This window comes from Microvirga massiliensis, from assembly GCF_001006805.1.
Lineage (GTDB): Bacteria > Pseudomonadota > Alphaproteobacteria > Rhizobiales > Beijerinckiaceae > Microvirga > Microvirga massiliensis.
Genome location: NZ_LN811377.1, coordinates 13,021 through 36,434, shown reverse-complemented (window position 1 = coordinate 36,434; position 23,414 = coordinate 13,021). Strand labels below are relative to the sequence as shown.

The 23,414-nt window shown below is 63.0% G+C and carries 22 protein-coding genes and 1 pseudogene; 13 read left to right on the top strand and 10 right to left on the bottom strand.

Annotated elements, in window-relative coordinates; all coding sequences use genetic code 11:
• Positions 1–573 precede the first annotated feature (573 nt).
• Positions 574–917: pseudogene (locus BN1233_RS50380) on the top strand (MBL fold metallo-hydrolase); the annotation flags it as partial.
• A 553-nt stretch (positions 918–1,470) separates the two neighbouring features.
• The gene (locus BN1233_RS41580) at positions 1,471–1,680 is read left to right on the top strand and encodes a hypothetical protein (RefSeq protein WP_046869558.1); all 210 of its coding nucleotides are present in this window, start codon (positions 1,471–1,473) and stop codon (positions 1,678–1,680) included.
• 106 nt (positions 1,681–1,786) lie between these two features.
• Here BN1233_RS41580 and BN1233_RS41575 read toward each other — a convergent pair whose 3' ends face one another.
• Positions 1,787–2,155 (bottom strand): hypothetical protein, encoded by a 369-nt coding sequence (locus BN1233_RS41575; protein ID WP_046869557.1) that lies wholly within the window; start codon positions 2,153–2,155, stop codon positions 1,787–1,789.
• 253 nt (positions 2,156–2,408) lie between these two features.
• On the opposite strand from BN1233_RS41575, the gene BN1233_RS48095 reads away from it, so the two are divergent.
• Together BN1233_RS48095 and infA are read left to right on the top strand one after the other, a co-directional pair.
• The gene (locus tag BN1233_RS48095; RefSeq protein WP_154678362.1) at positions 2,409–2,576 is read left to right on the top strand and encodes a hypothetical protein; all 168 of its coding nucleotides are present in this window, start codon (positions 2,409–2,411) and stop codon (positions 2,574–2,576) included.
• A gap of 17 nt (positions 2,577–2,593) precedes the next feature.
• Positions 2,594–2,869 (top strand): translation initiation factor IF-1, encoded by a 276-nt coding sequence (gene infA / locus BN1233_RS41570; protein ID WP_046869556.1) that lies wholly within the window; start codon positions 2,594–2,596, stop codon positions 2,867–2,869.
• 116 nt (positions 2,870–2,985) lie between these two features.
• Here infA and BN1233_RS41565 read toward each other — a convergent pair whose 3' ends face one another.
• The 4 genes from BN1233_RS41565 to BN1233_RS41550 form a co-directional block, all read right to left on the bottom strand.
• Positions 2,986–3,534 (bottom strand): sigma-70 family RNA polymerase sigma factor, encoded by a 549-nt coding sequence (locus BN1233_RS41565; RefSeq protein WP_046869555.1) that lies wholly within the window; start codon positions 3,532–3,534, stop codon positions 2,986–2,988.
• Positions 3,531–3,719: a NepR family anti-sigma factor gene (locus tag BN1233_RS41560; RefSeq protein ID WP_046869554.1), complete on the bottom strand. Its 189-nt coding sequence runs from the start codon at positions 3,717–3,719 to the stop codon at positions 3,531–3,533. Before BN1233_RS41560 ends, BN1233_RS41565 begins: the two co-directional genes overlap by 4 nt.
• A gap of 241 nt (positions 3,720–3,960) precedes the next feature.
• Positions 3,961–6,597 (bottom strand): excinuclease ABC subunit UvrB, encoded by a 2,637-nt coding sequence (gene uvrB / locus BN1233_RS41555; protein ID WP_082145967.1) that lies wholly within the window; start codon positions 6,595–6,597, stop codon positions 3,961–3,963.
• 228 nt (positions 6,598–6,825) lie between these two features.
• A complete protein-coding gene (locus BN1233_RS41550; RefSeq protein WP_046869552.1) occupies positions 6,826–7,215 on the bottom strand; it encodes a DUF3775 domain-containing protein in 390 nt (129 codons plus the stop codon).
• Positions 7,216–7,439: 224 nt separating this feature from the next.
• Between BN1233_RS41550 and BN1233_RS41545 the strand changes: the two genes are divergently transcribed.
• Positions 7,440–7,694: a SemiSWEET transporter gene (locus tag BN1233_RS41545; RefSeq protein ID WP_046869551.1), complete on the top strand. Its 255-nt coding sequence runs from the start codon at positions 7,440–7,442 to the stop codon at positions 7,692–7,694.
• Between the two features lie 128 nt (positions 7,695–7,822).
• Complete coding sequence (locus BN1233_RS41540) at positions 7,823–8,167, top strand: DMT family protein (RefSeq protein ID WP_046869563.1); 345 nt, start codon at positions 7,823–7,825, stop codon at positions 8,165–8,167.
• A gap of 42 nt (positions 8,168–8,209) precedes the next feature.
• Here BN1233_RS41540 and BN1233_RS41535 read toward each other — a convergent pair whose 3' ends face one another.
• From BN1233_RS41535 to BN1233_RS41520, 3 genes are all read right to left on the bottom strand, one after another.
• Complete coding sequence (locus tag BN1233_RS41535) at positions 8,210–9,358, bottom strand: PQQ-dependent sugar dehydrogenase (RefSeq protein WP_052764145.1); 1,149 nt, start codon at positions 9,356–9,358, stop codon at positions 8,210–8,212.
• A 434-nt stretch (positions 9,359–9,792) separates the two neighbouring features.
• Positions 9,793–11,127 (bottom strand): NAD(P)H-dependent oxidoreductase, encoded by a 1,335-nt coding sequence (locus BN1233_RS41525; RefSeq protein ID WP_046869549.1) that lies wholly within the window; start codon positions 11,125–11,127, stop codon positions 9,793–9,795.
• Between the two features lie 9 nt (positions 11,128–11,136).
• Positions 11,137–12,126 (bottom strand): Bug family tripartite tricarboxylate transporter substrate binding protein, encoded by a 990-nt coding sequence (locus BN1233_RS41520; protein ID WP_046869548.1) that lies wholly within the window; start codon positions 12,124–12,126, stop codon positions 11,137–11,139.
• Positions 12,127–12,255: 129 nt separating this feature from the next.
• Here BN1233_RS41520 and BN1233_RS41515 point away from each other — a divergent pair, with 129 nt between their 5' ends.
• The 5 genes from BN1233_RS41515 to msrP all read left to right on the top strand — a co-directional run bounded on the left by BN1233_RS41515 (position 12,256) and on the right by msrP (position 19,155).
• Positions 12,256–13,458 carry a pyridoxal phosphate-dependent aminotransferase gene (locus tag BN1233_RS41515; protein ID WP_046869547.1) on the top strand — a complete coding sequence of 401 codons (1,203 nt, stop codon included), beginning with the start codon at positions 12,256–12,258 and terminating at the stop codon, positions 13,456–13,458.
• Positions 13,459–13,537: 79 nt separating this feature from the next.
• Positions 13,538–13,885, top strand: a complete 348-nt coding sequence (locus tag BN1233_RS48090) for a hypothetical protein (protein ID WP_147707854.1) — start codon at positions 13,538–13,540, stop codon at positions 13,883–13,885.
• 324 nt (positions 13,886–14,209) lie between these two features.
• Entirely contained in the window at positions 14,210–16,261 is a 2,052-nt protein-coding gene (locus tag BN1233_RS41505; RefSeq protein WP_046869546.1) for an elongation factor G, read from the top strand.
• A 137-nt stretch (positions 16,262–16,398) separates the two neighbouring features.
• Entirely contained in the window at positions 16,399–18,144 is a 1,746-nt protein-coding gene (locus tag BN1233_RS41500) for an AMP-binding protein (RefSeq protein WP_046869560.1), read from the top strand.
• Positions 18,145–18,198: 54 nt separating this feature from the next.
• Positions 18,199–19,155: a protein-methionine-sulfoxide reductase catalytic subunit MsrP gene (gene msrP / locus BN1233_RS41495; RefSeq protein WP_046869545.1), complete on the top strand. Its 957-nt coding sequence runs from the start codon at positions 18,199–18,201 to the stop codon at positions 19,153–19,155.
• A gap of 296 nt (positions 19,156–19,451) precedes the next feature.
• On the opposite strand, the gene BN1233_RS41490 is transcribed toward msrP, so the two are convergent.
• Positions 19,452–20,342: a LysR family transcriptional regulator gene (locus BN1233_RS41490; RefSeq protein WP_046869544.1), complete on the bottom strand. Its 891-nt coding sequence runs from the start codon at positions 20,340–20,342 to the stop codon at positions 19,452–19,454.
• Positions 20,343–21,211: 869 nt separating this feature from the next.
• Between BN1233_RS41490 and BN1233_RS41475 the strand changes: the two genes are divergently transcribed.
• A complete protein-coding gene (locus BN1233_RS41475; protein ID WP_046869541.1) occupies positions 21,212–21,958 on the top strand; it encodes a site-specific integrase in 747 nt (248 codons plus the stop codon).
• Between the two features lie 73 nt (positions 21,959–22,031).
• On the opposite strand, the gene BN1233_RS41470 is transcribed toward BN1233_RS41475, so the two are convergent.
• The gene (locus tag BN1233_RS41470; RefSeq protein ID WP_046869540.1) at positions 22,032–22,616 is read right to left on the bottom strand and encodes a pyridoxamine 5'-phosphate oxidase family protein; all 585 of its coding nucleotides are present in this window, start codon (positions 22,614–22,616) and stop codon (positions 22,032–22,034) included.
• A gap of 219 nt (positions 22,617–22,835) precedes the next feature.
• On the opposite strand from BN1233_RS41470, the gene BN1233_RS41465 reads away from it, so the two are divergent.
• Positions 22,836–23,414 (top strand): IS5 family transposase (locus BN1233_RS41465; protein ID WP_046869559.1); only part of this gene is annotated, 579 nt, incomplete at its 3' end.

Genomic DNA, 23,414 nt, shown 5'->3' with positions numbered 1-23,414 from the left:
TAAGCGTGCGGGCGCGAAGTCCTGGCCCCATCAGGGCTTTGTAGCGGCCCACCGCTGTCTCGGCCAGACTGCACCGACCATAGTTTGTCGCCCTCCGCCAAGCGGCGTGCTCTTCCTCCTGAATGAACCGGATGTGGTGATTGCGCTGGCATTCAGCGGCATTGGTCCCTGTGCCGGGCACCGCAGGCGCGCGAGGTAGGATGACAATGGTTGGCGTTGGTTCAGGCCTTAGCGGCTTTGGCATCGAGCTTTTGAGGCAAGAACCCGTGGGGAGCTGACGGAGAGCAACTTCCCACCTCCTAAGCAGGTTTTGGCGGGGTGGCCAACGAATGCTGGGTGTGATTCCCTTTTCTGGTTTGCTTCAGGATGAGCATCATGGTGGGCCGATCTCCTGTTGTGGCGAGCGCCTTGCAGCGGCGTGACCTCATCGCCCTGAGCCGCTCGCGGGAACGGGGCGAGGCGGATCGGGCACGGGCGATCCTGCTGACCCTGGGGGGCTGGACGAGCCCGTGGATCGCCGAAGCCTTCGGGGTGCGCGAGGATACGGTGCGGCTGTGGCGCAGTGCCTTACCGGGCGGTCTCGTGGAGGCTCTGCCATTCCGGCTGATCCATGGTGAGATTGCGACCCTGGGCTTCCGGTTCGGCCGGATCGCCGATGCGCCGGACGTCAGCCGCATCCGCGAGGAGAGCCTGCCGAGCCTCGAGGGTCTGGACATCCTGATCCTGGACGCCTTGCGCTATGCGCCGCATCCGGCGCATTTCTCGTGGATGAGGCTCTGGCCCTGATCGAGCGGGTCCGCCCCAGGCGGGCGATCCTGACGAACCTGCACACGGATCTCGACTACGAGACGCTGCGCCGCGACCTGCCGCCGCATGTCGAGCCGGCCTATGATGGTCTGCAGGTCGAGGCCGAGTGAGGATACGGACGAGATCGGGGCGTCCGTGAAGAACGGCTGATCAAGTTGGCTGATGCTGTTATGGACGGTTCAGGGCGGCTGTGATCAGCCCCGGAGGAAGGCCACCGAAGCGCCAGCCGCTTGGGCAGGAGCCGGAAGTTGTAGCCCATGGCCGCCAGCACCGCGTTGAGCACATCGCCTGTGCAGTGGGTCAAGCGATTGTGGCCCATGCTAGACCGCCGCCCGGCGCCGGGTCGGATGGAATCACCCCGCAAACCGGCGAGCAATTTGCAAGGAAGCGGGTCCACACAGCCGGCGCAAACCAGTCAAAACGAATGCTTGCCGAATACCAAACCTCACACGCGATCAGAGGCTTGCGAGTTCGTCACAGGCGACTCTCGCTTGGGGCAGATCACAAGCCCCAGCGGCTCGGCGCTGCGGAGATAGTTCACGTACGGAAGATGCTCTCTCGAAGGACTGCGCGGGAATCGAAGGGGCTGAAAGGCGAAAGCCTGGCTGGAACTCTCTCTCCGAACGGGCGGTTGACCCAAGGAATGAGAGAAAGGACCCCGCCATGGCGAACCCTGGCAAACCGACCCGTGATCCCGGAAGGCCACCCTCGGAGGTGCCTCCGGGCGATCCCACCGAAGTGCCCGATATCGGCCCGACCGGGCCACGGACTCCCTATCCCGTGAACGACCCTGGAATCTCCGAGCCGACCGGTCCCGGATCCGAGCCGGACTACCTGCCGGGCCCACCGACCGACCCCGGCACCCGGATGTAACGAGTGAGCAAACGCGGCTGCATCCGCCGCGCCCGTACCGCGACGGGTGAGACCAATACGGGTGACCCGCCTCGGCCGCAGGGTGGGCGTTACGAGGTCAGCCTCATCAATGCCCACCCAGGGAGGTCCGTACGTCCCTCGGGCTCCGGAGAATCTCGAGCAGCCCTTCGGCGATGTGGCGGGCCTCGTCGTCCTTCAGGCGCAACATGAAGGGCGGCATCTCGCCGGCCTGAAGGGCAATCACGGCCTGTCCGTTGTCGTCGAGACCTATTTCTACCGACGGTGAAGTGATGTCGACCATATCGCCGAGCTCTTCATCGTCTCCGGCCTCGCCGAGCGATACGAGGAGCTGGTGAAGGGCGCGCGTCAGGGACCGGGCTGCCTCGGCGTCCATCACGACGGCAGTTGCCTGGTCGCCTTTTTCGAAGGCGAGTTGGATGTTGTCACCCTCAAGGCTGACGGAAATGCCGGCCATTGTTCCCTTTTGTCCTGTCGAACTGCCGATATAGGGCCACCGCGCCGCCAATGCGAGAGAAGTCGGCCATGCCGGATGCCGCGGCCGGCGCGATAGTCCAGGGGAGGAGCACCCTCCGCCTTCGTTCGGTCCAAGTCGTGGCAGCGGATCCGGAGCAGGTGATATTTGCGGGCTTGACATGCTATAGGGATGCGGAGCAGCACTCTGCTCCCCATTTAACGGGGCCGTTGGCGCAGCCAGGAACTCGTGCTCCATGAGCGCCGATGCAGAGGCTGCGGACGACGAAAGGGTGCGCCACGAAGAAGCCAAAGGGCTGGCGCGACTGAACAGTGGGCTTGCGCGCGCGCTTCCGGTCGACGAGTCGGGACGCTCTCGCAGTCCGGCGGAGCCGTTCCGAGGCGGAGCGGCTTTTTTGCTGTGACGAACGAAAGGTAGAGTATGGCGAAAGAAGAGCTGATTACATTCGAAGGGCTCGTGACCGAAATTCTTCCCGACGCGCGCTATCGCGTCCAGCTCGACAACGGGCACGAGGTGGTCGCCTACACGGCGGGAAAAATGAAGAAGAACCGGATCAAGACCCTGACCGGCGATCGGGTCACGGTGGAGATGTCACCCTACGATCTGGAAAAGGGTCGCCTGATCTTCCGCCACAAGGATTCCGGGGCGGCGCCCGGTCCGCGTCCGCCACAGCGGGGTCAGTTTCGGCGGCGATAACGCAGAAAACATGAGATCGAGCCTCATCGGACGGAACTCAGGATCCCGATACCCGCCGGAAACGGTCGCATCCGGTGGTTCTATCGGTTCTGATCGATTCGGATAGGTATGAGACCCTACGCGACCGCTTGCAGAGCCGAGAGGGTGAGGCGGTCCGGGCCGAGTTCCTCTTCGAGATCTTCCAGGCGCATGAGTTCCGCGAGACGCGTGCGAGCGCGATTCACGCGGCTCTTGATCGTTCCGACGGCGCACCCGCAGATCTCGGCAGCCTGCTCGTAGGAGAACCCGGAGGCGCCGACCAGAAGAAGAGCTTCTCGCTGGTCATGCGGGAGACGCGCGAGGGCTTTCTGCAAATCGTCGAAATCGAGATGCGCGCCCTGCGCGGGCTGAACCGCCAGCGTCGCCGCATATTTTCCATCTGCATCCTCGACCTCGCGACGCCGCTTCCGGTATTCCGAATGGAAGAGGTTGCGGAGGATCGTGAAAAGCCAAGCCTGCATATTCGTGCCCGGCTGAAAGCGATGGATATTGGCGATTGCGCGGACAAGAGTCTCCTGGACAAGGTCGTCTGCACGATCGACATTGCTCGTCAATGAAATTGCAAAGGCGCGTAGATTCGGAGTCGCGCGAAGCATGTGGTCGCGGAGACTGGAATCAATCGTCATGAACGGTTCTCCGGGAGCGCCTGGTCGAGGCGGCCGATGATCTCGATGAAATGGTCGGGAATAGGACACTCCTCGGGAACGAGCGACTCGTAGTATTGGCGAAGGCGCAGTCCGAGCTGTTGCTGAACCGATGGCGCCACGACCGGATATGCTGGCTTGAACAGCGTGCCGACGGTATCGGGCAAACTTGACCGATACCCTCTTCGAGGATCCTGCTTGTCGGTACTGTTGGGCATGTGTGGGTCAACGTCGCGTCATGAGTGTCGGCTGCGGCGGCACCCGATCGTCATTTCACCAACGTTTCCATGCGGGTCCTGTTCCCGCGAAACTCGGTCGTGGCCTTCAGCCGCACGACCAAGTCCTGCAATGCTGCACCGAATCACACTGAAGCGACCGGTGCGAAGCAGATGACGGATCGATGAGACGCTATCGTTTCCGCCCCTTGTATTTCGGCCTCTGCCCCGCAACTCCCTGAGTGGATCGCCCAGGAGGCCGCGGCTGCGTCGACAAGGGGATCTCCCGGTCGGTTCCGGGGCCCATATCGTCGAGATCCGGCGCTCGCACCCGCGTTCCTCGGGAGGACTCCGGCGGGAGATTGGCGCTCGCACCGTATCGGCGCTCGCCCGAATATCGTCCCGCCTCACGCTCGACGGAATTCTGCCGGGCGAGTGGGTCATCTCCGATCGCGAGTTCCGTCGCCTGAAGCCGCTTGAGCTCGTCCCTGAGACGGGCGGCCTCCTCGAATTCGAGGTTGGCAGCCGCTTCGCGCATCCGCTTCTCAAGATCGGCGATCACGGCTTTGAGGTTGTGCCCGACCGTGCCTGCTGCCTCGGCAAAGCCGGTATCGACAGTCACGTGATCGCGCTCGTAGACGCTGTCCAGAATATCCGCAATGTTCTTGCGGATCGTTTCCGGCGTGATGCCGTGCTGTTCGTTATAGGCGAGCTGCTTCTCGCGACGACGGTTCGTCTCCGCGATGGCGCGCTCCATCGAGCCGGTCTCCCGATCGGCGTAAAGAATGACGCGCCCTTCGGCGTTGCGGGCCGCCCGGCCGATAGTCTGGATGAGTGATGTTTCCGAGCGAAGGAAGCCTTCCTTGTCGGCATCCAGAATCGCGACGAGCGCGCATTCGGGAATGTCGAGCCCCTCGCGAAGCAGGTTGATGCCGACGAGCACGTCGAACGTACCGAGCCTCAGGTCGCGAATGATCTCGATGCGCTCGATCGTGTCGATATCGGAATGCATGTAGCGCACCCGGACACCGTTTTCGTGCAGATATTCGGTGAGGTCCTCGGCCATGCGCTTGGTGAGCGTCGTCACCAGCGTCCGATAGCCCTTGGCCGCGAGGCTCTTGACCTCTCCCAGAAGATCGTCGACCTGGCTCCGCGCCGGGCGTATGTCGATGACCGGATCGATGAGACCGGTCGGGCGGATGACCTGCTCGACGAACACGCCGCCGGTCTGTTCCATCTCCCAGCGGCCCGGCGTCGCCGAAACGTGGACGCTCTGCGGACGCATCGCGTCCCACTCCTCGAATCGGAGGGGACGGTTGTCCATGCAGGAGGGGAGGCGGAAGCCATACTCGGCGAGCGTGGCCTTGCGGCGAAAGTCTCCGCGATACATGCCGCCGATCTGCGGCACGGTTACGTGACTCTCGTCGGTGAACACGAGCGCATTGTCGGGCAGGTATTCGAATAGCGTCGGGGGCGGTTCCCCGGGTTTCCGCCCGGTCAGGTAACGCGAATAATTCTCAATGCCGTTGCACGCCCCCGTTGCCTCGATCATCTCGAGGTCGAACGTGGTGCGTTGCTCGAGCCGCTGGGCCTCGAGCAGCCGGCCCATGCGTGTCAGTTCGACGACACGGCCCTTCAGCTCGTCCTTGATGCCTTTCACGGCCTGCTGCAGTGTCGGGCGCGGCGTAACGTAATGCGAATTGGCGTAAACCTTCACGAATTGAAGATCGTTCGTTTTCTTGCCCGTCAACGGGTCGAACTCGACGATGCTCTCGATCTCGTCTCCGAACAGCCCGATGCGCCAGGCCCGATCTTCCAAGTGAGCGGGAAAGAGCTCGATGACATCGCCCCGCACGCGGAATGTGCCGCGCTGGAAGTCGTTCTGAATACGCTTGTATTGGAGAGTGACGAGATCAGCGATCAGCTGCCGCTGCTCGATCCGCTCCCCGATCTTCAGCGAGAAGCTCATCGCCGTGTAGGTCTCGACGGAGCCGATACCGTAAATGCATGACACCGACGCGACGATGATCACGTCGTCCCGCTCGAGGAGGGCACGTGTCGCTGCGTGTCGCATCCTGTCGATCTGCTCGTTGATCGAGGATTCCTTCTCGATATAGGTGTCCGAGCGTGGAACGTAGGCTTCCGGCTGGTAGTAGTCGTAATACGAGACGAAATACTCGACCGCGTTGTCCGGGAAGAACGACTTGAACTCTCCATAGAGCTGTGCGGCGAGGGTCTTGTTGGGAGCGAGGATCAAGGCCGGGCGCTGCGTCGCCTCGATGACCTTGGCCATCGTGAAGGTTTTGCCGGATCCCGTGACCCCGAGGAGCACCTGATCGCGCTCATGGCGGGAAATCCCCTCCACGAGCTCTGAAATAGCCTGCGGCTGGTCGCCAGCCGGCTCGAAATCCGATTTGATCCGGAAGGAGATGCCCCCTTCGGACTTCTCGGGACGCGGCGGCCGATGCGGTGTCCAGGCCTTCCCATCCTTGAAGAGAGGATTGCCCTCGGTGAGCAGCTGGGTCAGGGCCTGAACGGTCGCGGAGACACCATCTGCCGCCAGCGTGCCGTCGACGACCGAATCTTCCGGCAGGTCGGGGCCGCCGTCCGGTCCTTTCAGACCGAGCCTCTTCGCCAGAGCCGGGTCGACATCCGTCACGGCGCCATAGGCAAAGGTTTCCTGCGCGCGTTCGGCAAATCCCTCCGCATCCTCCCGCTCCCGGTTCACGGCAGGGTTGAGGAGTTCCGCAAGGTAGGGATCCAGAGGCTTCAGTTCGGGCTTGGATGCCTTGCCGGTGGAAAGTTTCGGCTTTTTCGGTGATTTCGCCATCGTCTCAATATGACGGCGCATGATGCGCAGGAGAAGGGTTCCCGAGGTCGCGGAAGTTCCCCTGCGAGATCCCAATCGTCACGTGGCTCGGATTCGTCGGCGGCCGGATCACAAGCGTGCCGGTTCACGAGCACCGCGTTCGGGAAGCTGTGCTCGCTCTCGTGAATCCGATCCCGGAAAGCCTCCAGGCACTCGTCTGAAATTCTCCCGCGCGATCTGCCGTCGTCGTCACGTGCAGCTGCGGCCCATCGCGGCGAGGGCTTCATCCAGAAGATCACCGAGATTGGGGATGCCGAGCAGGTAATCTGCCGTGCTACTGCTGCTCGACTGCTCTCGCTCCCGGGCCAGTCGAACGGCGCTGCCCCATTCCTCCGGGTCCATGTCGCCGCGCCCGATATAGACGAGGGCGATCAGATCGGCGCGCTCGTCGTCGTTGAGTCCTGCGATCACATCGCGGATTTCCTGCTCGGTCGCGTCATCCGGATTCGCGGTCAGCGAATCGAGGCTGCCGTCGTCTGTAGGATTCGACCCGGAATCGGGGTCAGTCGCGTCCTCTTTCACGTCGACCGCCCTGGCTCGGGCGATGAGGTCGCAAACCTTGTCGAGTGCAATATCCATAGCGGCTTCTCTCCTTTCCGGGATTCAACACCGATCCTCGGCTTCGGTTCGGTCCTCATCGGGGGTGGCACCCGGGCGCACTCGAGCGGGATCCGATGCGCTGTGGTGCGCGGTCTCCTTCTGGCCTCGGGACCGTCTCACCCGCTCATGAATGGCCAAGGTCTGTGCTACGGCCGTGCCACCGGGTAGATGCTCCGCGACGACCTCGACGAATCGGTGCTTCGATGCTCCCGGCGGAAATCCTTGGCCTTGCGGCAGCGCTTCTGACGACCCTCTGCTGGATCCCACAAGCGCTGAAGACCATTCGGACGAGGGATACCCGGTCCATCTCACTTATGACTCAAGGTGCTTTCACTTTGGGGATCGTGCTGTGGCTCGTCTACGGCTTCCTCCGAGGGGATCTGCCCCTGATCCTCGCGAATTCCGTCAGCCTCGTCCTCGTTGGCACGATCCTGGTCATGAAAATCAGGTTCGGGTGAGTCGAGGCCGGTTCAGCCGAGGCTGGAACTTCGGAGCGCATTCCAACCTGACCCCGAATCGATTGCCGGCACTCCTCGCTCTCTCGCAGAATCGCAACCGGCTTCGGCCATTCTAACCATTGTACCTCATGAACCCCTATGTCGCGCCTGTTCTTCTCCTGATCGCTTCGAATGTCTTCATGACCTTCGCGTGGTACGGCCATCTCAAATTCAAGATGACCCCGCTCTGGATTGCCGTGTTGGCGAGCTGGGGTATTGCATTCGTGGAATATTGGCTGGCCGTGCCGGCCAACCGGATAGGTTCCTCCGTCTATTCGGCTGCCGAACTTAAGACGATGCAGGAGGTAATCACGCTCATCGTCTTCGCAGGATTTTCGGTTCTTTATCTGAACGAGCCGATCGGGATGAATCACGCCATCGGGTTCGCGCTGATTGCTGCCGGCGCGTTCTTCATCTTCAAGGGGTCGCTCTGAATGGCACCCAGCCGAATGCGCTGCACGGACGCTCGAGTCGCGTCAGCTCGCCGGCTTCACCCGCAGGATCCGACCGTCGGAGGAGTCGGTCAGGAGGTACAGGAAGCCATCCGGACCTTGCCGCACGTCACGAATGCGCTCCCGCAAGCCCTGAAGAATCTGCTCCTGGTGCGTGATCTTGTTCCCGGATGTCTCGAGACGGGCGACATGTCGTCCCGCCAGGGCTCCGATCAGCACGCTTCCGCGCCACTCGGGAAACTTGTCGCCCGTGTAGAACGCCATTCCGGAGGGGGCGATTGACGGATCCCAATAGAAGACGGGCTGCTCGAGACCGGGTTTCGCAGTGCCTTCGCCGATCCGAGCGCCGGAATAATCCACCCCATAGGTGATGACGGGCCATCCGTAATTCCGGCCGGCCTGAGGAATATTGAGCTCGTCTCCGCCCCGTGCGCCGTGCTCGACCGTCCACAACTCACCACTGTCCGGGTGGAGGGTCGCCGCCTGGACGTTGCGGTGCCCGAGAGACCAGATCTCCGGTCGCGCTCCCGCGCGTGACAGGACGGGATTGTTCGGAGCAGGCTGCCCGTCCGTGGTGATCCGGACGATCTTGCCGATGTGATTGGCGGGATTCTGAGCCTCTGCTTTCAGGTCGAATCTGTCGCCCAGCGTGACGAACAGATTACCCTTCCGGTCGAAGACGAGGCGTGATCCGAAATGATTCCCCCCGGCATGGGATGGTTGCTGCCGGAAGATGACCTCCACGGCTTGGAGGGAGGATTCATCGGGCGCAAGCTGAGCTCTGGCAACGCTCGTCCCGGCCCGACCCTCACCGCGGTCCTCGGCAAAGCTGAGATAGATCCGGCGGTTCGCAGCGAAATCCGGATCGAGAGCCACGTCCAGCAATCCGCCTTGGCCGCGCGCCGCGATGCGCGGCAGTCCGGAGACCGGCCCGGAAAGTTGCCCGTCCGAGCTCACGATGCGCAGATGTCCCGGGCGCTCGGTCACGAGCATGCGGCCATCCGGCAGGAATGCGAGGCTCCAGGGATTCTGCAATCCGCCAGCAACCGTCTCGACCGCGATTTCAGCTTTCTCGGTCCGAAATCGCTGGTCCTCCTGAGGATGCGCTGGGCGCGCGATCACGAGCGTCAGGAAAACCGACGAAGCGAGCAGGGCAAGCGACAGCGTCTTCATGTGGAAAGCTCCATGGCGCAATGCGTCTGGAGCTATGTGGTAACCGCGCGAGTTCAATCGCGCTAACCCAGTACTATCAAGTCATGGGAGCACGATGGTTCCAATCCTCCATGAGAACGGGTGAGCAGCCGTCAGAAGCGACAGGATGACGAGCCCCATCAAAACCGCGAGCGCGAAGGTGAGATGCGGCGCATGTCGCGGCGGGAGCCGGCTCGTACTCGGCGTGCGACCCTGCGCCGAGGGAGCATTGCGGAATGCGGAGAACAGCATCGAAGTCAGGCCGCGCTCGAATGGAGCAGTTCTCTCGCGGCCCGAAGATGACCCGCACCATCGGTCGATACGACCGACCGAGACGCGTCAGCAGTTACAAGAGCGCTATGTCCGAGTCTGCTCATTCACCCCTCCTGTCGTTGACCGAGGGGTAGCAGCCGGTTCTAAATCGCCGATGAACTGGTAGGATGAACGAATTCTTCCGTCGCTTCCAGCTCAGCCCGGAGGCGAGCGGCCTCACCGGCCGGGAGCGCGCCCAGATCGGATTTCGTGACGACCGCTCCTGCTGCCACCGGGCGGGCAAGTCGGACGCCGTGTGCAAGGCCGATCGGCAATGCTCGCATCGAGAGACTCCGCGCAGCGGGCATGAGACGCCCGTACACGGTATAGCCGCCCTCTCCATCCAGGAGAGTGCCGGGCTCGAGATCGCGCTTTGCGACTGCAACGGCATCGCCCCGCCAAGCCCTGGTCGCGCCGGTCGGCTCACCTCTCAGCGCGGCATTCAGAACCGAAATCGAGAGCTCGAGGCCAATCAGGTGGAAGAGCTTGTACATGGCCGCATAGCGGCCGGTGGAGTCGGTCGGCAGACCATACTGCCGAAAGCATGCAGCCGCGTAATCGTTCGGCGCCTTGAGGACGACATAGACGCCCCAGCGTAGGTCGCGGAATACGGGCCGTCCGTCCCGTTCGAGTGACGAGACCACTTCCACCATGCCGTCACGAGCGAGTTGCCCGCCAACGTCGCGAGAACGCAGCACGTGAGCAAGATCGTCGACGCCGCAAGGCGGAAACGACAAGCCGTCTTCGGGCACGTACAACTCGCAGGCATTCGCGACGGCCGCCATCTCGATGGCGGATTTCGTGCCGTCGAGAAAGGAATTGAACATTTGCGGATTCATGCCCGCGGCTTTCGCCGCTTCGGGCGTGAGTCCGTAATGCGTCCACACGTCGTCAGGCGTGACCGCGTGGTAAAGGGGAAGATATTTCGTGCCCTTTCCCGCGGCGGCGATCGTGAATCCTGCGGCGCGCGCCCAGTCGACCATCTCTGCAATGAGAGCAGGCTGGTCGCCGTAAGCCATCGAATATACGACGCCGGCTTCGCGCGCATACCGGGCCAGAACGGGCCCCGCGAGGACGTCGGCTTCGACATTGACCATCACGACATGCCGCTTCGCGGCGAAGGCCGCGAGTGCATGCCGGATCCCGGCTTCGGGCGATCCGGTGGCCTCGATCACGACATCGACGCCATCGAGACTTGCCGCCTCGATGCCGCTGGCGACGAAGCGAGTGCCGCGAATACGCTCCTCGTCCCACCCGACAGTCCGGCATGCGAGGCGCGCACGATCGGGGTCGAGGTCGGCGATCGCTGTCACCTCGAGGCCCGGAATGGTCGGGACCTGCGCGAGGAACATCGAGCCGAACTTGCCGGCTCCGATGAGAGCGGCGCGCACCCGTTGCCCGGCCTGTGCGCGCTCCTGAAGTCGAGAGAACAGATTCAACGCAGGTCCTCACTCTGCCGGCTTGAGGTTCGCGGCTTTCATGATGTCCGCCCAGACCTGCATCTCATGGGCGTGGTAGGGTCGGAATTCCTCGGGGGCCCGCACATTCAGGGTGAACCCGAGTTTCGTGATGCGATCCCGGATCTCCGGCTTGTTCAAGGCAGTGATGATTTCGCCCGAGAGGCGATCGAGAGTTGGCTTCGGCGTAGCCGCCGGGGCGAAGAATGCCGCCCAGGATTCCGCGTCGGCGTTGGTGATCCCCTGCTCGCGCAGTGTCGGCACGTCCGGGATCTGGGCATTGCGCTGCGGGCTCCCGAGTCCGATCGCACGGATCTGGCCGCCCTGGATCTGCCCGAGCACGCTCGGGAGAGTCGAGTTCGCGACATCGATCCGCCCGGCGACGAGTTCCTGCACCAAGGGAGCCGCGCCCCGGAAAGGCACATGAGTCATCTTGATGCCGGTGCGCACCATGAAAAGCTCGGTCGAGAGATGAGAGCCGGAGCCGATCCCGGTCGAGCCGTAATTGAGCTTGCCGGGTTCCTTCTTCGCGAGATCGATCAACTCGCGGATCGACTTCACGGGCAGCTGATTGCTGACGACGAAGACATGCTCGAAGGCGCCGGCACCCGCGAGAGGCGCGAAGTCCTTGACCGCGTCGTATCCCGGATCCTTCAGGAGGAACATGTTGTTGCCGTGCGTCTGGTTGTTCCCGAAGACGAGCGTGTAACCGTCGGGCTCGGCCCTCGCGACGGCGCGCGTCCCGACCGCCCCGGAGGCGCCTGCGACATTCTCGATGATGACGTTCTGGCCAAGACTCCGGCCGATCTCCTCGGCGACGATGCGGGCGATGCCATCCGTCGGTCCGCCGGCAGGATACGGGACGACCATCCTGATGATCCGGGACGGGAAGTCCTGCGCATGAGTAGGAGCGACGGGCAGGGTGCCGGCTGCGACGATCCCGGCGAGACCGCCGAGGACGAAGCGGCGATTGATGATCATGAACAACTCCTGGACATTTTCGCGCGATCCGGACGGGCTCGAGCGTTCTCGCTTGCCTGCGCGCCGACCCCGGACTAGGTTCCGCGCCGCCGCATTCCAGCCGTTTATCGACTCCCCCGGAGAAATGTCATGGGCTTTTTGTCCGATGCCCTGTCCCGCATCAAGCCATCGGCGACGATCGTTATCACTCAGAAAGCCCGAGATCTGAAAGCCCAGGGCCGGAACGTGATCAGCCTTTCTGTCGGCGAGCCGGATTTCGATACGCCGGACAACATCAAGGAAGCGGCGAAGCGCGCCATCGACCGTGGCGAGACGAAATACACGCCAGTCTCGGGCATCGTGCCGTTGCGTGAGGCGATCGCTCGCAAGTTCAAGCGGGAGAACGGCCTCGACTACAAGCCGTCGCAGACGATCGTCGGCACCGGCGGCAAGCAGGTCATCTACAATGCTCTTCTCGCGACTCTCAATCCGGGAGACGAGGTGATCGTCCCGACGCCCTATTGGGTTTCCTACCCGGAGATGGTCGGCCTTTGCGGCGGGACACCGGTCTTCGTCGACACGACGATCGAGGACAATTTCAAGCTGCAGCCGGAACTGCTGGAGCGCGCGATCACGCCAAGGACCAAGTGGATCATCCTGAATTCACCGTCGAATCCTTCCGGCGCCGCCTATACGCGCGCGGAGATGAAAGCCATCACGGACGTCCTGATGCGCCACCCGCATGTCTGGGTGCTCACGGACGACATGTACGAGCACCTGACCTACGGCGACTTCGAGTTCGTGACGCCCGCCCAGGTCGAGCCCGGCCTCTATGACCGCACGCTGACGATGAACGGGGTGTCCAAGGCCTATGCCATGACGGGCTGGCGCATCGGCTATGCGGCCGGTCCCGAGCATCTCGTGAAGGCCATGGACTTCGTGCAGGGCCAGCAGACATCGGGTGCCTGCTCGATTGCGCAATGGGCTGCCGTCGAGGCGCTCGACGGACCACAGGACCATCTGCCGCGTTTCCGGGCGGCTTTCGAGGAGCGTCGCGACCTTGTGGTCTCGATGCTCAACCAGGCCAAGGGCATCCGCTGCCCCATGCCCGAGGGCGCCTTCTACGTTTACCCCTCCTGTGCCGAGGCGATCGGCCGGACGTCGTCGACGGGCAAGAAGATCGAGACCGACGAGGATTTCGTGTCCGAGCTCCTGGAGACCGAGGGGGTCGCTGCTGTTCACGGTTCGGCCTTCGGGCTCGGCCCGAACTTCCGGATCTCGTATGCGACCTCCAACGAGTTGCTCGAGGAGGCCTGCCACCGGATCCAGCGCTTCTGCGCCTCCCTGCGGTGAGCCTGCGCTCTCAGCCCATTTGCGGGCGCGAAGCGGCCTGCGCGCCGGATCGGAGCTTCCGGTTCCGGCGCGCGCAGGGATGAGCACGTTTCCGCAGGTTTACCATCCGGATCCGGATGCGCCCGCATACCGGCCGGATCAGACCTCCCGTTTTCGGGTGAAGGCCGATTTTCGCGTCGATTTCACCAATGGGGGATATGTCGAGGCCCGTGACTTCCTCCTCGATATCCCGGGTGACGACGTCACGCCGGCCCGGCTCGCGGAGATGGTGGTCTCTGCCATGAATCTCCTCCGGGCAGGCCCGGTGACCATCTACCGCATGACGGTGGTGCGCCGCGGCGAGCACGCGGATGGCGAGGCTGCGGCGGAACCGGACGGGCCTCGTAAACGCGCAAAGGCGTGCAGCGGGAACCGCGCGCTCATCTGAACAAGTCGCGCCGAATCCTCTCGCTCGCTTTTCCGAAGTCTGCTCTCCGGCGGCTCTGCCAAGGATTGAGCGCTGAGATCCTCCGCAGGACGGATGAGCAATGGCCGGTTTGGTGGGCGAGGGTTCGGCCTGACGCTCTTGTCGCTCGAGCATTCTTTCATCCTGCGAAATCGTCGCGTGCCAGACGCTCTTCGGAATCCCGACCTACGCCAGCTTGAGCTTTGCGATGGGCCCTCTTGCCAAGTGAGCGAGAGAGGCAGAGCATCACCCCCAAGGCGCCGATGCGGTTAGAGCGCCCGAGGGGGGCAGGAAGGATGAACACCCATGGCACCCACCGGCAGACCAGCGTCGGGCCCACGATGCGTCGCAATCGTCGGCCCCTTCCAGAGCGGTAAGACCACGCTTCTCGACGCGATCATCGCGCGTACGGGAGGCAACCAGAAATCCGGCCGGACGGCACCCGGAGAGTCCGGCGGAAATTCCAGTGCAGAGGCCCGCGCCCATCGCATGGGAGTCGAGCCGAATATCGCCACGGTCTCGTTCCTAGGCGACTCGATGACCTTCATCGATTGCCCCGGCTCGGTCGAGTTCCTGCACGACATGCGGACGGTGACCCCGGCTTGCGACGCTGCCATCGTGGTATGCGAGGCCGACGAGCGCAAAATTCCGGCCCTCGAGATCGTGCTGCGGGATCTCGAAGAGGCCGACATTCCCCGATTCCTTTTCATCAACAAGATCGACACAGCGAGCCAGCGACTCCAGGATTCGCTCGCTGTCCTCCAGCGCGCATCGCGGACTCCGCTCATGCTGCGGCAGATTCCCATCTGGCAGCAGGGAATTGCCGTCGGCTTCATCGATCTCGCCCTCGAGCGGGCCTTCATCTATCGGGAGCATGCCCCCAGCGAGATCGTCGACATGCCCGAGGGCGAATTGCCCGCCGAGCGTGAGGCGCGCTTCGCCATGCTCGAACGCCTCGCCGACTATGACGACGCGCTGATGGAGGATCTCATCTCGGAGATCGAGCCGCCGCGCGACCGCGTCTTCGACGACCTCGCCCGCGAATTGCGTGAGCGTCACGTGCTGCCGGTTCTGATCGGAGCCGCGGAGCGCGGCAATGGCGTCACGCGACTCCTGAAGGCGCTGCGCCACGAGGTCCCGTCCATCGCCGAAACCCGCGCCCGCCTCGGCGTCGCGGAGGATGGCCCGCCGATCGCACAGGTACTCAAGACATTCCACTCGGCCCATGGCGGCAAGAGCTCCATTGGCCGGGTGCTTCGCGGCACGTTCCGCGAGGGTGACACCGTGGTCGGCTCGCGCGGGGGCGAGACCCGGATCGCGAGCCTCGCAACGCTCGTCGGCGCCGCGCAGACCCGCATGACCGAGGCGGAGGTCGGCTCGACTGTCGCCTTCGGGCGTCTCGAGGGGATCGCAACGGGGGATTGCTTCGCAGCCGGGAAGGTGAGGCCCGAAAGCATCGTCTCGCCGGTTCCGCCCGAACCGGTCTATGGGCTCGCCCTCAGGGTCAAGGACCGAAAGGACGATGTGCGTCTGACATCCGCCTTGGCGAAGCTGGTCGAGGAGGACCCGGCCCTCGTCGTCGAGCCGCGTCCGGAAATGGGAGAGATGCGCCTGCTCGGCCAGGGCGAGATGCATCTCAGGGTCGCGATCGAGCGGCTTGCCTCCCGGTTTCAGGTGACGGTCGATTCCGCAAAGCTGCGCGTCGGCTATTGCGAGACCATAAAGGCTCCGGCCTCCGCGCGCGGGCGGCACAAGAAGCAGACGGGTGGGCACGGCCAGTTCGGGGATGCCGTGATCGAGGTGCGGCCGTTGCCCCGGGGCGAAGGCTTCGCCTTCGAGGACGCCATCACAGGCGGCGTGATCCCGCGGCAATACATTCCATCGGTCGAGACCGGGGTTCGCGATGCGCTTCGAAAGGGGCCGCTTGGCTTTCCGGTGGTCGATCTGGCGGTCCGTCTGGTCGAAGGATCGTACCACACGGTCGATTCCTCCGATGCCGCCTTCCAGGCAGCGGGCCGTCTCGCCATCGCGGAGGCCCTTCCGAAGGCCGAACCAGTTCTGCTCGAGCCCGTTCTCGCGGTGGAGATTGCGGTGCCGACCGAATCTCTTTCCAAGGCGACGGGCCTCGTGACCGCGCGGCGGGGACAGATGCTCGGCTACGATGCGCGGCCGGGCTGGGCCGGGTGGGACGTGATCAACGCCATCATCCCGGAGGCGGAGATCGGCGACCTGATCATCGAGCTCCGGTCTGCGACTGCCGGGGTCGGGACGTTCTCGACCCGCTTCGACCATATGGCCGAGCTGACCGGGCGGCCTGCCGCCATGGTCCTGCAGAATAGCGCTCAGCCGGCGGGCTGAGCTCCTCTGGGAAGATCGCATCCGCCGTCGCGTTCCGACGCGACGGCGTTCGACAAACCCGACCGGGCAGGTCACATTGTTACCGTTCAGGCGGTCTGGTCCGCCACGATCGCTTCGCATCCTGCGGAGAGAGGATGATGAACGGCACAACGGCCGCACCCGCGAACAACGTCAATTCCGCCTCTGAAACGAGGCCTTGGCTGAAGGCCTATCCCGCGCAGGTCCCTCATACGATCGATGAGGGGAGGCTCGGGACACTCGTCGACATCTTCCAGGCCAGCGTCCGGGATTTTGCCGATCGTCCGGCGGCCGAGAGCTTCGGAAAGCGGCTGACGTATCGCGAGATCGGGGATGCGGCTGCCGCGGTTGCATCCTGGCTGCAATCACAAGGTTGCAAAAAAGGTGATCGCGTCGCGATCATGCTCCCCAACGTGATGGCCTATCTGCCGATCCTGTTTGGCGCACTCCGCGCCGGCATGACGATCGTCAACGTGAATCCGCTCTACACGCCGCGGGAGCTCACGCAGCAATTGAACGACTCCGGCGCCCGGACATTGTTCGTCCTCGAAAATTTCGGGGCGACGGTAGAGGACGCCCTGCAGAACCTGACGCTTGATCGCATCGTCGTTGTCGCGCCCGGCGATCTCTTAGGTATGAAGGGGGCCTTGGTGAACCTGGTCTCCCGGCGCGTGAAGAAAGCAGTGCGGCCGTTCACGCTGACGGGCAGTTTCACATTCACGGCGGTGCTCGCCACCGGACGGCGGACACCTCCGCAGCCCGTTGCCGTGACTCGTGATGATGTCGCTTTCCTCCAGTACACTGGGGGAACGACAGGCATCCCGAAGGGCGCTGTCCTGCTGCACCGAAACGTCGCCGCGAACGTCGCGCAATGTGAAGCCTGGATGCGCCCATTCCTGGGCGAACGCGCCGACCATGTCATGGTTACGGCGCTACCGCTCTATCACATCTTTGCCCTGACGGTCTGCGCTCTCCTGATGACGAGGCTGGGGGCGTGCCAGTTGTTGATCGCGAATCCGCGTGACGTCCCGGGCTTCATCAAGACGCTGCGCCAGTGCCAGTTTTCTCTCATGTCCGGCGTGAACACACTCTACAACGCGTTGGCGAGCCACGCGGATATCCGGCGGGTCGATTTCTCGAAGGTAGTGCTCTGCGTTTCCGGTGGAATGGCAACCCAGGAGGCCGTCGCAAGGCGCTGGAAGGAAGTCACCGGTCGCCCGATCATCGAGGGATACGGGCTGTCCGAAACCTCGCCCGTCGCTTGCGCCAACCCGCTCGACCTCGCTGAATTCTCCGGCACGGTCGGCTACCCGCTTCCGTCGACGGATATATCGATCCGGAATGCGGACGGCAGTCCGGTTCCGACCGGAGAGAAGGGAGAATTGTGCATCCGCGGCCCGCAGGTCATGGCGGGCTATTGGCATCGTCCGGACGAGACCGCGAAGGTCATGACGCCGGACGGCTTCTTTCGTACCGGCGATATCGCCATTCTGCGCCCGGATGGGCAGGTCGAGATCGTCGACCGCCTCAAGGACATGGTTCTCGTCTCCGGCTTCAACGTCTATCCGAACGAGGTCGAGGACGTCCTAGTGCGCCATCCGAAAGTCATGGAGGCGGCGGTTATCGGCCTGCCTGACGGTCAGTCGGGCGAAATCGTTGCCGCCTATGTCGTGCCGAGGGATGGAACTTTGACGGCCGGCGAATTGCGAGAGTTCTGCCGCGCGAATCTCACGGGTTATAAGATCCCGCGACGGATCGAGTTTCGGGACAGCCTCCCCAAAACGAATGTCGGCAAGGTGCTCCGGCGGGCGTTGCGTGACGAGGTTCTGGCCCAGGAGGGCCAAGGCACGCTCTCACACCCGTGATTTGCGCCGGGCGCCCATTGCTTCGAGATTGCAAGTGAAGCTTCGGAGAGCACCATGTTGATCAGGCGGCTGCGCAGCTGGGAGTTGCCGGAGCATGAGGCGACGCCGGAAACCGTGTTCCTGAACAGGCGGAGCCTCCTTGCAGGCACTGCCGGCCTGATCGGAGCGGCTGCGCTCGGCGGTCCGGCCGCCGCACAGCGGGCGGATCCCACCTTCGACCTCTACCCGGCAAAGCGGAACGAGAGCTTCGCCCTCGATCGAGCGATCACGCCGGAACGCTTCTCGGCGGACTACAACAACTTCTACGAGTTCGGCTCGTCGAAGAGCGTCGCGGTCGCAGCGAAGGCGCTGAAGATCCGGCCCTGGACGGTCGTCGTGGATGGGCTCGTCGAGAAGCCGTTCGAGATCGGCTTCGATGACCTGATCCGGAAGATGCCGCTCGAGGAGAGGCTGTATCGGCTTCGGTGTGTGGAGGCCTGGGCCATGGCCGTCCCGTGGACGGGCTTCCCGATGAAGGCCTTTCTCGACCTCGCGAAGCCGCTCGGGTCGGCGAAGTACCTGAAGATGCAGACGTTCCTCGACAGGTCCGTCGCGCCGGGGCAGCGTCAGGTGTGGTATCCCTGGCCCTATACCGAGGGGCTTACCATGCCGGAGGCGGCAAATGAGCTGACTTTCCTGGTCACGGGCGCCTACGGAAAGCCGCTCTCGAATCAGTTCGGGGCGCCGTTGCGCCTCGCAGTGCCCTGGAAATACGGGTTCAAATCCGTGAAGTCGCTGGTGCGTTTCAGCTTCACGGAGGAGCGGCCGAAGAGCTTCTGGGAGGCGCTGCAATCGAGCGAATACGGATTCTGGGCGAATGTGAATCCGAAGGTTCCGCACCCGCGGTGGAGCCAGGCGACGGAACGTATTCTCGGCACCGATGAGCAGCGGCCTACGCTCATCTTCAACGGTTACGGAGAATACGTCGCGGATCTCTACAAGGGGCTCGACAGCGAGAGGTTGTTCGTCTGACGAAAAAAGCCGGGCCAAAGGCCCGGCTAAAAGTGAGGTTCGGCTAAAGCCGAAAACCTTCCAGAGGGGAACGGCCGACACGGCGTCATCGGGAGGAAGACAACGCCGCTTCGCATCAGCCGTGTATGAAGATGACGCCCCGTCTGCCGCTTCGCAATGCAAGAAGCATCATGAAAGGGCTGCGCCTGCTGCATAGCTCATCGATCGCGGGCCGAAGTCCTATTCTCTGAGCAGAGACGATAGCGACATTCGGCCAAAAGGATCCCCGTGCGATTTCGCGCGCAGCCGCTCCGGCGTCAGAACGTCCAGCGCTGGGCTTTCGCGACGAGGAAATCCCTGAAGGCCTGAACGCGGGCGAGCGACTTCATCTCCTCGGCATAGACGAGATAGCTGTCGAGGGAGGGCATTTCGACGTCCCGAAGGATCTGGATGAGGGTCGCTTGGCCGTCGAGCGCATAGTCCGGCAGGACTCCGATCCCGGCTCCGGTCTCCACCATGAGTTTCAGGGCGGTGATGTTGTTCGTGATGCAGTGATAGGTCCGTGGCTCATGAGGCTCGCGCCCGACGGTGGCGAGCCAGTGCACTGCGAGGAGGTAGGTGGGCTGGTCGCCGCCGAAGGCGACTAGCCTGTGCTGATCCAGATCCTCGAGCGTTTTCGGCTCGCCGAAACGCTTGATGTAGTCCGAGGACGCGTAGGCGTGGAAGTGCACCGTGAAGAGACGGCGCTGGATCAGGTCACCCTGCGCCGGGCGGCGGAGCCGGATCGCGACGTCAGCCTCCCGCATAGAAAGGTCGAGTTCCTCATTTGTCAGGAGGAGCTCGACGCGGACCTCCGGGTAGAGGTCGAGGAACTCGGCGATGCGTTGTGCGAGCCAGATCGAGCCCAACCCAACCGTCGTGGTCACTTTGAGAGTGCCGGTCGGCCTCTCGCCGCTTTCGGTCAGACGGGCCCGGGTGGTCTCGAGCCGCATCCGCATGTCCTTCGCGGCGCGAAACAGGAGATCTCCCTGTTCGGTCAGAATCAGGCCACGGGCATGCCGATGGAAGAGGGGAGCCTTGAGCTCGCGCTCGAGAGCACTGATCTGACGACTGACGGCGGACTGGCTGAGGCCGAGTTCATCTCCGGCGCGCGTAAAGCTGCCCGCCTCCGCGACCGTGTAGAAGATCCTGATCTTGTCCCAATCCAAGGCGTTATCCCCCGTGCCGCCCGGAAGGAGGCACACCGCTCCGACCCGTCAGATTGAGAGGCAGGGCTCTTCTTCGGCTGCTTGGCGGGTCAGATCATAAGCAAAGCCTGCTCTGCAGGGTATGGGCCATACACGCAGGTCCATCCGCTGTCACCGCCCGTAGCGTTCCGCGGGCAGCAGGGGCGGATGCGGATGTCGTCACGGTAAACCGGCAACGCGCCAGCGCGCCGAATTCCCGGGCATGTCGCGAATGCGCTCGGGTCAATGCCTCGCAATTGCGCCAACCCTGAGATCGCCAGAAGAATTCCGTTCAATCCCAGGCGCTGACCATCGCTTCCTTTGGGCCACCCAACTCGGCATCGATGAGGACATCTTCCTGCACGGCTAGGAACTTCTCGGCCTCCAGCGCCGCATGCAGCCCATTCCGGTGGCGGTGACTGCCTGCCTGTAGACCTTGTCTCTCACGTCGCCGGCCGCTTCTCTGAACCAAGGCTCGCTGCACATTCAAAGTAAGCTTGGTAACCCAATGTTAACCATACAGTTGCACCGTGAGTAAGGCTTTTGGGGCTCTCGGGGAAGCAGCCCTGGCGTCCTTGGACGCCGGGATATTCAACGGACCGTTATGGCCCTCAAGCATCTCACGCGGGTCAAACTCCCCCGTGCCGATGGGGGAGTGGACGACATCCACATCATGGATGGCGGAATTGTCGTCGAGCCCCTGATCGGCTTCGGTCGCTTCTTGGATCAGCGTGAAAACCGTGGAACGTCGAAGAGACGTTACAAGCTCGCAGCCGCCAAGTTTGTGGACTCCCTGATCGAGTGCGGCGTTTTCCGTATGGCCTACCACGGCAGTCCAGATCGCGGAGGCGATGAGCGGCTACCCGATCTTCTTGCGGGATGGAGCCAAGACGGGTTATCCGGAACTGCCAGGGTTGGTCAACTATGCTTGCGAAATCGGCTTGGTCGAGGGGCCCGCGCGCGCAAGTTTTGTGCCAACACTTGCCGGCGTGAACCTGTTCCTTCGATTCGCCCGTGATGAGGGGTTGCGCGCGGTCTCGGCTCTTTCCGGCGAGGGTATAACCGCCAACCTCCTTGATCTTGAAGTCACCTTCTCCGCAATCAATGGTGTCGAGCGCTGGTCGGAGGCGGAGAAGGCACGGTTTCGGCAGCAATCGATGATTGGTGGCGTCGTACGGGTGAGTAGCAACTTGACTCGGCCTAGAGGCCTCAGGAGTCCAATCCGCGGAGGCATCCAAGTCGATCTGGAAAACAAGGATTTTCCACTCGCGTACCTCGGTAAACTTCTGGCCCAAGCGAAGTCTCTCCGGAATAAGGCGCTCTGGGCGCTACTTGCCGGCGGAGGGCTTCGCCTCCATGAGGGTCTTCTGATTCGGCTTTCGGACTTTGATGCCGAAACGGGCGAGATTTGGGTCTTCGACCCAGATCGCCGGCGCTTCGGCCACAAGGTGGAAGATAGGGATCAGGTGCGCTTCAAGGGACGCACTATGAGCAAGGTGTTCCTCTACGAACCGCTGCGAACGGTCTTTTGGGAGGCACTCCGCGATTACCTTAGAGCCCGGACCGAAAATAGCCTCGTGAGCTTTCGGCGAGGTTGAGGCGGTCTCCCGGACCGCAGGAACCTACCGCAACGAGGAGCGGCATTGGCCAAACCGCCGCAGCATCAGGCTGTCAGAGTCTGCGAGGTGGAACAACGTCCTCAAACTCCTTCCGGCCCTTCCACTCCGGTTCAGGTGGCACGCAGCCCTCGTGCGGGACATATTCTGAGGCTTCAACCATCTGCATCTTTGGAATGTAGCGAGGACAATTCGGAAAGATGTGCTCCGGCGTGACCCGAACGAGAACCTGACCGCCTGGGAAACTCTCAAGCAACGGGCCATCAAACGAAAGATTGGCCGTCCCATTCACTCGAATCCGACGTCGCCGCTCCTCGAAGGAGATGAATAAGAGCCCTACATGTGGATTGGCTCTGATATTGCCCAGGCTCTTGAACATGCCGTTCCCGTCATAATCCGGGAATACCAGAACATCAGGTGCGATCACACGGACAAAGCCCGGTAGACCGCCTTTGAACGAGCAGTCGGGCCTGCCGTCTGCATCAGCCGTAGCCAGGAAGAAAAAGCTGCTTCCCTCGATGAACTGCTTGTCGGCGTCGGTGAATCTCTCATGGACAATGGTTTCCAAGAACCGGTTGGCCAAAGCCTCGCTGCCGAACTGCTGCTGAAGGCTACGATTGTCGCCGTGGTACATCACCATGGCTGAACTCCATGATCATGAGCCCCAATCAGGGATGCCTCTGGAGGGGCTAGCTGATCGCCTCGGGAGTAGTTCCAGCGGAAGGCTAGCAGACTTGCTCAGGTTTGCACGCCCCATCAACGGCTGAACCAAGAGGGTCTGAGGGTCCGGACCGAAGAGGGTTGAGTAGCTGGGGCGCGGGTGATTCCGGGAGGATGTCGAAGCCTTCTTGGAACCGCGATGTGGACCCCAACCACTCGGCGGCAGCATAGCCGTGATCACCTGCGCTACAAAACCGATCTCACCGATGCCGAATGGGCTCTCATCGAGCCCCTCATGCCTGCCCCGAACCGGCGCGCGCGACCTCGGGCGCGGCCGCTTCGGGAGATCGTAAACGCAATCTTCTACATGCTGCGGGGCGGCATCGCGTGGCGGCTCCTCCCGCGTGAGTTCCCGCCCCGAACCACCGTGTATCGCTGGTTCGCTCTGTGGCGTGACACGGGCCTGTTTGAGACCCTAAACCCCTTGCTCGTCATGGCCGATCGGGAGAGGGGCGGGCGCGAGGCGTCCCCGAGCGCCGCCGTGATCGATAGCCAATCGGTCAAGACCACCGAGAGCGGGGGACCTCCGGGCTATGATGCGGGAAAGAAGGTGAAGGGCCGCGAGCGGCAGGTGATGGTGGACACGGACGGGCGCGCTCTGACCCTGATGCCCCAGCCCGCCGACGTTCAGGACCGGGATGGAGCCCTTCCCGGACTGCGCCTGTCGCGCTGCTCCTTCCCGTTCATCACGAAGGTGTTCGCCGACATGGGCTTTGCC